The 11,474-nt window shown below is 70.3% G+C and carries 6 protein-coding genes and 2 pseudogenes; 5 read left to right on the top strand and 3 right to left on the bottom strand.

Annotation, left to right across the window (positions count from 1 at the left end):
* Positions 1-285: 285 nt before the first annotated feature.
* Positions 286-717, top strand: coding sequence for a hypothetical protein (locus AB0927_RS28660; protein WP_366670639.1), 432 nt, complete (start codon positions 286-288; stop codon positions 715-717).
* Here the strand turns inward: AB0927_RS28660 and AB0927_RS28665 are convergent.
* The 3 genes from AB0927_RS28665 to AB0927_RS28675 all read right to left on the bottom strand — a co-directional run bounded on the left by AB0927_RS28665 (position 650) and on the right by AB0927_RS28675 (position 7,959).
* Positions 650-1,528: a hypothetical protein gene (locus AB0927_RS28665; RefSeq protein WP_366670640.1), complete on the bottom strand. Its 879-nt coding sequence runs from the start codon at positions 1,526-1,528 to the stop codon at positions 650-652. The two genes, AB0927_RS28660 and AB0927_RS28665, sit on opposite strands and share 68 nt — an antisense overlap.
* A gap of 357 nt (positions 1,529-1,885) precedes the next feature.
* Positions 1,886-3,640 (bottom strand): M4 family metallopeptidase, encoded by a 1,755-nt coding sequence (locus AB0927_RS28670; protein ID WP_366670641.1) that lies wholly within the window; start codon positions 3,638-3,640, stop codon positions 1,886-1,888.
* Positions 3,641-3,972: 332 nt separating this feature from the next.
* Entirely contained in the window at positions 3,973-7,959 is a 3,987-nt protein-coding gene (locus AB0927_RS28675) for a S8 family serine peptidase (RefSeq protein WP_366670642.1), read from the bottom strand.
* Between the two features lie 280 nt (positions 7,960-8,239).
* On the opposite strand from AB0927_RS28675, the gene AB0927_RS28680 reads away from it, so the two are divergent.
* From AB0927_RS28680 to AB0927_RS28695, 4 genes and pseudogenes are all read left to right on the top strand, one after another.
* Positions 8,240-9,301, top strand: coding sequence for a LuxR C-terminal-related transcriptional regulator (locus AB0927_RS28680; RefSeq protein ID WP_366670643.1), 1,062 nt, complete (start codon positions 8,240-8,242; stop codon positions 9,299-9,301).
* Positions 9,213-9,569 (top strand): annotated as a pseudogene (locus AB0927_RS28685) (transposase); the annotation flags it as partial. The gene AB0927_RS28680 and the pseudogene AB0927_RS28685, both read left to right, overlap by 89 nt.
* Before the next feature lie 54 nt (positions 9,570-9,623).
* Positions 9,624-9,840: pseudogene (locus AB0927_RS28690) on the top strand (transposase); the annotation flags it as partial.
* 210 nt (positions 9,841-10,050) lie between these two features.
* Positions 10,051-10,575: an RICIN domain-containing protein gene (locus AB0927_RS28695; RefSeq protein WP_366670644.1), complete on the top strand. Its 525-nt coding sequence runs from the start codon at positions 10,051-10,053 to the stop codon at positions 10,573-10,575.
* Positions 10,576-11,474 lie beyond the last annotated feature (899 nt).

Here is an 11,474-nt window from a genome sequence, read left to right on the forward strand (position 1 = left end):
CTGCACACCACTTCATCGAATGTGGGCGAAATCGTTCAACTTCTCAAATCTGGAGGCAGTATGCGGCTTCTCTTCACTCGAAGACTTGCGGCGTGTCTCAGCTCAGCCCTCGTCGCCACTCTGATGACGCATGGGGCAGCACATGGCGCTGACGCCCCATCACCGTCGCTCACAGCGGCGCCATCGGCCGTGACCGGCAGCACGAACCGCACACCGGCCACGGTGACCCTGATCACCGGAGACAAGGTGACGGTGACTCCGGGAACTGCCGGATCGACTCCTGAGGTGAACGTCCAGCGCGCGCCGGGCGCCACGGGCTCGGTGCGCGTCTCCACCGAGGACGGGAACACGTATGTGTACCCGGACGATGCCGTGGCCTACATAGCAGCCGGTCGACTCGACAAGGAACTCTTCGACGTCACCCAGCTGATAGCCCAGGGGTACGACGACAAGCACACCAGTGAACTTCCGCTGATCCTCACCCGGACGACGGACTCGGCCACCCTCAAACCCAGTGCGACCAAGGACGCGACCTCCAAGGATGCCGGCGCCACGCTTCCGGGCACCCGGACCACGCTGAGCCTTCCCACCGTCCACGGCGAGGCAGTCCGCACCCACCGGTCGAAGGCCGTCGCATTCTGGTCCGCCCTCACCGGACCGGCTTGGTCAGGTACAGCGGCACGGTGGTGCCGTTCAGCAGGGTGCCGCTGCCGGTGACGGACGCCGAACCGGGTCCGGGCTCGCCCGGCGTGCCAGGCTGGGCCTGCTCGCCGCCCTGCCCGGCGGCACCGCCCTGGCTCGGTGCGGTGAAGGTGGGCAGCCCGCCGTACTCGAAGAGCGCGACACCGGTGGCGGCGTCGACGAACACCTCTTGTACCACCGGCGTGCGGCTGGCCGGGTCGGTGCCGCGTACGGTGACATGGCGGGTCAGCACGCCCTTGCCGGTGGGCAGGACGGTCAGTCCGCGGTCGGTGCCGGACAGCCTGTCCGCGCCGCCGGCCGCGTGGGCGGGCCGGTATCCGCCCTTGGTCAGCTCGGCCCGGACCTGGTCCACCGCGCTCCGCACCGCGCCGGGGGTGGGGAGAGCCGGGGCGTCCGTGTCGACGTCGAGGTCGGTGAAGTAGGAGCCGGAGGTGCCGGTGACGGTCCGTTTGCCGTCCCGGTGGGTCATCCGCACCAGGTACTGGGCGCCGAGCACCGGCACCCCGCGGTACCGCTGGTTCAGGCGGACGGTCTCGGAGCCGTCGCTTTGCGTGGTGACGGCGTCGGTGACCAGATCCCGGTTGGGCGAGGGAATCCGGTAGCGGTCCTGGTGCTCCGCCAGATGCGCCCGGGCTGCGGCTGCGGCCGGCACGGACGCGTCCGCCGGCTCGGCCAGCCCCTCCACCAGGGCGGGAGCCGCCGTGACGGACGTCGCGTCCTGGACGAGCGGGGCGGACGCGGCTGCGTGCGCGGGAGCGGTCAGTCCGCTGACGCCCAGCGCCGTTGCCACGGCGAGCAGGGCCGACAGGCCGATACGGCCTGTCACCCCAACCGGTGTACGCGGTATGCCTGATGACATGTGCGAGTGCCTCCGACAGCCCGGCACAGGCCGGGCTCGGTAGTGGGACATGAACTGTTCGGGCGCAGCGTGCGCCCGCTGCTTCGCTTTGCCGGGCACCCGCTCACCGAGCCGGGAGCCGAGGACCCCCGCGTAACGCACGCTGGGCCTCCGTCCGCCCCTGCCGTCCGGCATCCGTGGTCCCGCACCGCGCAGGCACCTGGTCGGCCTGGGTGCCCGCGGGGTGCGGGACGACGTGACGAGCCACTGGTGTGACGACGGTCAGGCGGTCATGCATGAGGAAAGGGCGGCCTCAGACATGGGCCGGTGCCAGCCGCAGCGTCCTCAGCCGTTGGCCGCGGTGACATTCACCGCGGCCCACGCCTTGTTCACCGTGTCGTACTCCGTGCTGCCCTGCCCATAGAGGTCAGCCGCGGCCTGCAGCGTCGCCGTGCGGGCGCCATGGAAGTCGGTGCTGGAGACCATGTACCGGGTCAGCGCCTGGTAGAAGATCGCCACCGCCTTGTCCCGGCCGATGCCGGTCACCGTCGAGCCGTCGTACGTCGCCGAGTTGTACGACACGCCGTTGATGGTCTTGCTCCCGCTGCCCTCCGCCAGGAGGTAGAAGGCGTGCGAGGAGACACCGGAGCCCGCGTGCACCTCCGTCTGGGGGGCGTTGGTGCTCCAGTAGTCGACGGTGCCCTCCAGCTTGTCCAGCGACGGGTGGTCCAGCCGGCGCAGGAACCCCTGTGCCAGACCGAGCTGCTCACCCATCAGGTAGTTGGGAGCGTGTGCTGCGTTGTTGGTGGCGAACTCCACGGACGTGCCGAAGATGTCGGCCAGCGACTCGTTCAGCGAACCCGGCTCGCCGATCTGGTCGCCGTAGGCGTTGTAGTCGGTCTCCAGGCCGGCCGTGGCCGACACCACACCGTGCGTCAGCTCGTGCCCGGTGACGTCGAGCTGGGTCAGCGGCTTGGTGAAGGTCACGCCGTCACCGTCTCCGTAGACCATGCACCAGCAGCCGTCGCTCCACCCGGCGTTGCCGTAGTTGCGCGCGTAGTGGACGACGCCGTGCGGGCCGACGCCGTCGTTGAGGATGCCGTTACGGCCGAAGGTCTTCTTGTAGAAGTCGAAGGTCGACGTCAGCCCGTACTGGGCGTCCACACCGGCGGTGTTGACGTCGGACGTGGTGCCATTGCCCCACGTGTTGTCCGAGTCGGTCATGGAGCTCGAGCCGCTGAAGACGCGTGACTCCGACAGCGCGTTGTTGTTGGCGTTCCTTACTTCGGCGTTGCCGCGGGTGCTGTCGATCAGGTTGTAGGTCTTGGACCGTGTGGTGTTCAGCGTCACCGTGCCGCTGTACATCGACAGCCCGCTGCCCACCGCCGGCGTCGAGGCAGCCTGCCCCGCGGCCTTCCCTCCGGTCGACTGGCCGCCGGCAGTGGCGCTCTTGCCGAGGGCCTTGAGCTTCTTCGCCAGCTTCGGCGAGATGATCCCGTCCAGGGCTGCGACGTCGCTCACCACGCTGCCCGTGCCCGCGTCGAGCAGCACCGAGTGGGAGGCCGTCGCGTCACCGTCCACCTCCACCTGGACCTGGTAGGCCAGGATGCTGGTGCCGTGCTGGGCGTGCACGATCAGCCGGGGGGTCGCTGCTGCCCCGTTCGACACCACCGACGCGGCCTTGACCCGCGCCTGCTCCGCCGTCACCTTCGCCGCCACGGTCGGTACCGAGACCGGCTGGTCGTAGGCGCGGGTCACCCCGAGGTACCCGCCCTTCGCGGTGAGGTGCACGACGATGTCGGCACCTACGACGGGGATGCCCCGGTAGGTCTGCGAGAAGCGCACGTGCTGCTTGCCGTCCTGGTCGATCAGAACGTCCGTGGCGGCCAGTCCGCTCTGTTCGGTCAGGCCGGTCTCGGCGGCCTGTGCGAAGGCCGCCGTCCGGGCGGCGTCGGCAATCGCCGCCCCGGAGGGGAGCGCCTGCCAGGTGTTCGAGCCGCTCGGCGCGGGGCTCGCCACGGCGGTCACCGTGACCGAGGCGGAGGCCGCGGTGGCGATGGCGAGTGCGATGGCGATGGTGGATATAGAGGGAGCGCGCATCTGAAGGTTCGTCCTTCCTGGACTCGTTTCGGCACACCCGTCGAAAACCGACGGAAGGCCGAATTATTGACAAGAGCATGACATGTGAATGTTGCGTGCGAAATTCCTTGCAGTAAAAGGACTTTGCCGTCGCGTGCTTCTGAAGCGCACAACAAGCGTTCCCTGCACGGCATTTAGCGCCGGAATGCGGCAGGTTTCTGCCGCACGGAATATCGTCGCCGGAGTGCAAGCGGACTCCATGAGTCGATTCCGTGCCCGGAAGAAAGGCGGCGCCGCACCCACCGCAAAAAAGTGCGGCGCCGTCCGTGTTTGTGCGGTCTCGTGTCGTGCGGTCAGTACTTCAGCCGCTGCAGCCCGTTCGCCCACGGATTGACGAGGTACACCGTGTGGGTCTCGGGGTCGAGGTGGAGCCCGCGGAGGGAGGTCGGCTCGAAGTTGTCGAGACCTCCCATGCTGTTGACGAGGTTGGCGAGAGGGTGCCGGGCGAGGACCTTTCCGGTGTCGGGTTCGACGACGGTGATCTCGCTGAGAGCGTTGTTGTCGCCGCTGGTGGCCTCCTCGTAGAGATGCGCGACGACGGCCACGTTGTTGTGGGTGTCGAGCGCGGGCCAGACCACGCCGCGGGTGCCGAGGTCGGCAGCGGTGCCGGTGGCCAGGGTGTGCTGGTCGGCGGTGCGCCAGGTGCCGGTCGGGAAGGAGCCGCTGGAGTAGTCGGGCGTGGCGGGGCCGGCGGCGACGTAGACCTTGTCGCCCTTGCCGTCGGGCAGCAGCCCCGCGGTGCACTGCGGCATGGTGGTCATCGGGGACACCGTGCGGGCCTCGGGGTCGAAACTGACCGCGGCATAGGGGACGCGAACGTCGACGCAGCGGCCCTGGGTACCGGTGGTGGCGACGAAGAAGGTGCCGGTGGAGGCGTCGACCGAGACGTTGCTGAAGGCGCGGCCGGGGCTCGACCGGTTGACGGGCAGGGGTTCGGAGACCTCGCCGCTCTTCATGTCGACGGTCCAAAGCTGGTCGATGCCGGAGACCGCGTTGTAGGTGACGATCGCGGCACGGTGTCGGTCGGGGTCGACGGCGCCGCCCTGGTAGTAGACGGACGTGGTGCCCGCGTTCGGGTCCAGCGTGGCGGTCCTGACCTCGGCACCGGTCCTGGTGTCACGCAGGTCGATCTCCGGGAGGAGGCCTCCCGCGTACGGCCGGTGTGCGATGAGGGTGGTGCCGGTCGTGGGGTCGGCGCCGACCACCGTCCGCATCATCCCCGAGCCGGTGTCGGTGGAGACGGTGGAGCCGCGGCTGCCGTCGGTCAGCGAGTAGCCGGTGACGCTGCCGCCGGTGAGCTCGCCGTCCTCGGAGAAGGTGTCGGTGGCGAGCAGCGCCGTGTCGCCGGTGACCTCGAAGTTCTCCAGGACGCCGGAGACGAGGTCGCCGTCGAGGTACTCCAGGAAGGAGGTCGGGGAGGCCTGGCCCACGGGTTTGCCGTCCCGGGTGGCGATGATCCGTACGGGGTACTGGAGGCCGGTCGGCAGGTTGAGCGCCTGCAGATCCAGGGTGGTACGGCCCTTGGCGGACGGCAGCTCCCGGAACAGGGTGGAGGCGTGATCGACACCGTTGTCGTCGCGTCCGCTGCCGTTCTGGTTGGTGGTGGTGTTGAGCGCGCCGTACAAGGTGGGCGCGGGAGTGAGGAACTCGATGGCGGCGCCGTTCGCGCCCGGCACCCCGTTCGCGTCCCAGGAGACCGTCAAGGTGCGCTGGCCGTAGGTGAGTTGCGCGGAGTACCCGGTGGCGGCGCCGTGGCCGAGCTGAGGCGCCTCGGCGCGCTGGTCCGCGCCGGCGCCGACGGTCAGGGCGCGGAAGTCACCGTAGACCTGCCCGCCGTACAGGGTGATGCCCACGCCGTAGAGTCCCGCGCCGCCCGCCTCGAAGGCGGAGGCGGGGATGGTGACGGTGCCCTTGGTCTCGGTGAGCGGGGTGCGCCAGGTGGCGCGCCATTTGTCGGCGGTGGTGAACGGCGTCCAGTGGCCCACGGAGGAGAGCACCAGCTCCGGTTCGGTGGTGTCACGCAGACCGGTCAGGTCGTAGTGGACGGTCACGGAGTCGCCGAGCGGAGTCGTGCCGGGCGCGGTGGGCGCCTGAGGCTGCGCGTAGGTGCCGTCGGTGGCGGTGAAGGTCAGCGTGCGGCCCGCCGAGGCGACAACGCGGCCGTGCTCGAGTGCCTCGAAGGTGACCGTCAGGCTGCGGGACTCCTTCGAGGCAAGCGGCAGCCCTGCGGCGGCGAACAGTTCGCTGGGCAGAAGGCGCAGGCTGGGGCCGGGGGCGGGGATGGTCTTGCCGCCGTCGACGCGCAGCCGGTAGGTGAGGCCCTCGCGGGCTCCGGTGAGGTCGAGTCCGAGGGTGATCGGTGAGACGGCGTTCTGGCCGTTGCCATTGCCGTTGTCGTCGCGCGGTCCGCCCAGGTCGATGGCGTCCGAGTCGGTGGCCTCCACGAAGTTGGTGGTGGGCGTGACGGACATCAACTGCCGTTCCGCGACCGAGAGCCGGACCGCGGTGGGCATGAGTCCGTGCTTCTTGGCCAGGACCTTCTCGACGGCGGCGGTGACGTCGAGCTGCGGCCCCATGGCAAGTTTCCGGTCCGTCTGCGGGGGCTGGGCGAGCGGTCGTCCGGTGTCGACGAGCAGGTCGCGGACCTGGAGCGGGGTGAGCTTCTGCCCGGTGGCTTCGGCGGCGGACAGGACGTTCGCGGCGGCGGCGGCGATCATCGGGGCGGAGGCGGAGGTGCCGCCGCTGAGGACGACGCCGGTGCCGTCGGGGACGTGGATGAGCGAGGGCAGATTGTCGCCGGGGGCGGCGAGGTCGACACGGCTGCCGAAGCCCGAGGAGTAGCCGGCCGTGCCGTTGTAGCGGGTGGCGGGGTAGCCCGAGGTGCGGACGTCGCCGGAGCTGAGGGTGTCATCGGTGGTGCTGCCACCGGCGGCTATCGCGCCCGTGTCACGGACCCTCGAGGGGACGGTGGTGGCTGCGACGTCGTCGATGACGGTCTCGGACTTGGCCCTGGTGGTGCGCTCGGTCGGGGTGCTGCCGCCGTCGGGACCGACGGAGACGGGCAGGCCGAGCCGGGTGCCGTCGTTGGAGGAGACGACGACCACGATGCCCGAGTCCACGATCTCGCGCAGGGTCTCGCGGATCTCCGGGTCGTCCTCCAGCCAGCGCGACGGGAAGCCGATGGAGCCGTCGGTGCCGAAGCCCAGGCTCGCGGTGATCACGTCGGGCCGGGGAGTCTGGGCGGCGGCGGCGCGCAGCGCGGCGGCGATGCCCGTGCCGGACGCCTCCTCGGGGACGACGAGGCGGTAGTCGGCGCCGGGGGCGATGCCGAGCAGGTCGGTGACACCGCTTCCGGTCGCCTTCGGGCGCTGCCGGTCGTGCGGCAGCGGGGCCATCATCGAGAAGTCGAGGAGGACTTCGGCGAGGTTGGGATCCTGCCCCTCGATGGTTCCGACCGGGTCGAGGCGGCCGTGGTTGTCGCTGGTGTAGGTGGGGATCAGCGGCAGGGACGGGTAATCGAGGTAGCGCTGGCCGTGCTTGACGACCGTGGTGGGCCCGTACTGCTTGACGTACGCGTCGCCGGCGTCGGCCATGGACTGGTCGGTGAGGTCCCCGAGGGAGACGTTGGTGATGATCTGCCCGGCGCCGGGCAGGGCGTTCAAGTAGGTCGCGGTGTCCTGGAAGGCACCTACGGCGTCGACTCCGCCGGCGTTGAGGTACGACTGGAAGGACGTGGTCAGGCCGGCGTTGGTGGGCAGGGCGGCGGCGTCGGTCGCGGTGCCGGGTGCGATTCCGCGCGCGGTGGAGCGTGCGCCGGCCGCCGGAGAGGCGAGGTCGTCGATGGCGGAGCGGACCTGCTCGGGCAGCTCGACGGCGCCGGTGTTCATGGTCTGGGGGCGGACGGCGGAGGACGCCGAACCCACGCCCGACGTGACCTGGTACGGCGTCGCCTTTGCCGCGTCAGCTCTGCGTTGGAGCAGCGCGGCGGACGGAGCGAGCTGCTCGCCGAGCCCGCTGCGGCCGGTGGTGCCGGCCACGGGGAAGGGACGGGTGATGCCGTCCTTGGCGGTGAGTGTGCCGGTGCCGTCGTCGCTCCAGCGGACGACCGAGCCGTCGGCGAGGGAGATGCTGTGGGACGTGGACGTGGACGAGGAGGCGGAGGAGGCGGCCTGGGAGCCGGGCTGGGCGGACTCGGCCGCGTCGGCGGCCGGGGGCGCAGTGGCGGCGAAGAGCAGGACCGCGAGCACCGCGACTTGTGCTCCGAGATGACGTGGTGACATGCGGCACCCTTCAGGGAGGTCCCTCATGGGACAAAGAGAGGGGGAAGCCCAGGCACGTCTTCGTGACTGATGAGGCATGCGGGTCACATGTGGACGGCATGCAGGTTGCGTGATCAATCTCGCGGGACGCGGCGGCGGGAACAAGACCGCCAGGGTGCGTGTTCGTGCAATTGCACACATGCGTGAGTCGTCCCAACGGACATACGAGCGACGCCCGTTGCGCGTCGGCATAGGTTCCGATCGACCTCGCCCGGTCCCGCGTACAGGAGTGTCAGGCCGTATGAACGTCATCCCGGACAACCCGTGGGCGGCAGCCGGAATGGACGCGATCAGCGGACGGGTGCTCGAGCACCTGGTGGACGCGCCGTCCGCGGACGCGGCCGCGGTCGCAACGGCCGTCGGGGTCCCGCTGCGCGAGGCCGAGGAGGCGCTGCGGCGGCTGGAGGGCGCCCTGCTCGTGAGACGGCTCGACGGGCGGCCGGTGCGCTGGGCCGCGAGCCCGCCGCGCTCGTCGCTCGGCGCGCTGCTGGCCCGCCGCCGGGCCGAACTGGCCGCGGCCGAGGGGATCCTGGAACAGCTCCAGGAGGCGTACGAGGCGATGTCGGTCCCTCGGGCGGCGCATCTGGTGGAGATGCTGGAGCACGAGGAGGTGACCGCGCGCTACACCCAGCTGCTGAAGCAGAGTTCGGTGGAGGTGCTGCACCTGGCGAAGCCCCCGTATGTGACGGGCTCCGGGGTGTCCTCGGATGAACTGGGCGTGATGGCAAGCGTGGAGCTGCGATCGGTGTACGAGACGGGTGGCTTCACCGACGCCGTCTCGCTGGAGACGGCGCTGCGGGGTACGGCGCTGGGCGGGAAACTGCGCCTGGCCTCGCGGGTGCCGATGAAGCTGGTGGTCTTCGACCGGACGGCGGCGGTGCTGCCGGTGCGCGGCGACCGGCCGGAGGTGGGGTCGCTGGTGGTCCACTCCCCCGCGCTGGTGGAGGCGTTGGCGGCATTGTTCGAGAGCCTGTGGGCGGAGGCTGCGCCGGTGTCGTTGGAGAGCCGGGACGACTGGCCGGTGCTGGGAGGGGCGAACGCCCCCGGGGGCGCCGACGGCTCGGAGGGCCAGAGCGGCCCGGACGTGCCCCGGGTCGACGAGCGGACACGTGAGATCCTCCGGCTGATGGCCACCGGCCTGAAGGACGACTCCATCGCCCGGGTACTGAAGGTGAGCCGCCGCACCGTGCAGAAGCACGTCACCGACGCGGGCAGTGCGCTGGGCGCGAAGACCCGCTTCCAGATCGCACTGCGGGCGGCGGAGCTGGGCTGGCTGGGGCCGAGGCACGGGGCAGGCGGCTGAGGCGCGCGGGCTCGGCTGTCCGCAAGCTCGCCTCCCTGACGGAGGGCGGCCCTGGCAGGACTCCCTGGTCCGCCGCACGTCTGCGGGGGTGAGCCGGCAGTACACCGGCACCTCGAAAAGATCGGCAACTGTCGGATCGGGGTGTTCGCCGCCTACGCCCACCGAACGCGGACGGGCCTTGGTGGACCGTGAGTTGTATCTGCCCAAGTCCTGGACAGCCGACCGTGAGCGGTGCCGGGCGGCGAAGATCCCGGATGAGCGGGGCCGCGACGGTGCCTGGGTCGCCGATACCGACACCGTCGGCACGCCAATCGCCCAGCGGGAGCCGCGGCACCGCCGGCGGGCCCAGGCCGAGGACCGCATCCGCGCCGCCCGCGACACCGGCCTGCGCATCCTCCCCCTTCACCGGGCCGCGCAGAACCGGATCTGGCGAGATCGTCCAGATCGCACTCGGCCTGCTCGCCTGGATTCCCCTGCTCGCCTTGAGCGGCGGGACTCGCCGCTGGGAGCCCAAGCGCCTGCGTCTGCGACTGTTCTCCGCCGCCGCACAAGGTGATGTCGAGGGCCCTCACCCCTGCCTTTCCGTTCTTGAGGGGCCGACGGACCTGTCGTGCCGTCAACTGTTCTTCGACTGTCCACCGTCAGTTGGCGCAAGTGGACACGGGCGTGATCACGCTGGCGCGGCAGGGTTCCGACTCGTCCGCTGAGGGTGGGCCCTCTCCATCGTGCCGCGTTGAAAGGACTGTCAGATGAAAATCAGAGCGCTGTTGCCTCGGACGTCGCTGGTGTTGTTGTTCGTGGTGTCGTTGCTGGGCGCCGTGGCCCAGGCGCCGGCATCCGCCGCCCAGGGGATCGAGGGGGCGGGGCAGCTCAGGCACTACCGCACAGGCTTGGGCGTGGGCATCGAGGGCAACAAGGAAGGAGGAACGGCCCACCTGTACCAGTACGCAAGCACGATGACCATAACCTGGAAGTCGTCGGTCGGCGCTTACGAGATCAAGGAGAAGAGCACCGGCCTGTGCCTCGACACCTGGTACAACCGGGACGACGTGTATGGCTGGACCTGCAACGGCGCTCGCTCCCAGCGCTGGAAGGCCGTCTACGTGGGCGACCGGAAGGACGACCATTACTACCAGGTGAGCGAAAGCATGTACAACCTCGTCAACCTGGAGACGGGCGAGTGCCTCGACGGTGACTTCCGGGAGTGGACCTACACCCTTCCCTGCAACGGCGGTGAGTGGCAGCTCTGGTTCCGTGGTCCGGTCTGGGACTGAGTCCCGCCCTTGCGGCAGCCCGGGCCCGGCGCTCCCTTTTCGATCCGGCCTGGGCCTTCGGTCGGCTGAGACCCTCCGCTTGCCCCCCGGCCGCAGCCGACGCAACGGGATGCGGCGGCTGCCCGCGCCTGGCCGCCGAGTCGGGGCTGGTCACCGGCGGACGCCGGCGGGGCGCTGGTGTGCGGTCAGTGCGACGGCGAAGGTGGCCCTGGCCGTGGCGGCACCGGCCGGGGGGAGTCCGGGTCCGCGGGCCCATCGGCCGCTCCCGCAGGCCGGCCCGACGCGGCGGCCGGGGACAAGGCGTACTTGAGGTTGCCCCTTGGGTGTGGACCCCCTGACAATCGCTGGTGCGCCGGACCGACGGTACGGTCGGGCCGGGCTGCGCGGCGGTGGACACGTCGTTCTCGGGCGGCGGCACCGGGGACACGGTCCTCTGGCGAAGGACGGTCGGGCGTTGTCCGTCGGCTGGCCGGGTCCGTTGTCGGAGCCCTCGCTGAACAGTGCCACCGCCACCTGTGCGAAGGTGCTCCGGCATGCGGGTGCCGATGCTTCGGCCGGCGGGTCGTGTTCGGGTCAGGCTACCGGGGCTGTGGTTCGGTTCCGCGCGGCGGTTCCGGGCAGGCCCTCGACATGCCCGGCAACCACACACGGCCGAGAGGACATCGCCGCCGGCATCAACCCATCTCAGGGGCCCAACTGAAAGGCGAGGGCTAGTAGTGCTTTGTTAGGTGTCTTGTCGGGTCGGCAGTCTGGTGCTTCTCTGCGGGTATGAGGGCGGATGAACTCGCTACGTTTCGGGACCGGTTGGAGGAGTTCGCCGGGGAGATGTTCAAGCCTTTGGCGCGGGCGGATCAGCGGGTGAAGGGCGGCCTGTATCTGCGTGGCTTGCTCCTGGACGG

The sequence above is a fragment of the Streptomyces sp. NPDC048106 genome (assembly GCF_040706415.1).
Lineage (GTDB): Bacteria > Actinomycetota > Actinomycetes > Streptomycetales > Streptomycetaceae > Streptomyces.

Coding starts and splice junctions, on each gene's coding strand:
- AB0927_RS28670 (WP_366670641.1), bottom strand. CDS start 3,640: ATGCGCGCTCCCTCTATATCCACCATCGCCATCGCACTCGCCATCGCC.
- AB0927_RS28675 (WP_366670642.1), bottom strand. CDS start 7,959: ATGTCACCACGTCATCTCGGAGCACAAGTCGCGGTGCTCGCGGTCCTG.
- AB0927_RS28695 (WP_366670644.1), top strand. CDS start 10,051: ATGAAAATCAGAGCGCTGTTGCCTCGGACGTCGCTGGTGTTGTTGTTC.
- AB0927_RS28680 (WP_366670643.1), top strand. CDS start 8,240: ATGAACGTCATCCCGGACAACCCGTGGGCGGCAGCCGGAATGGACGCG.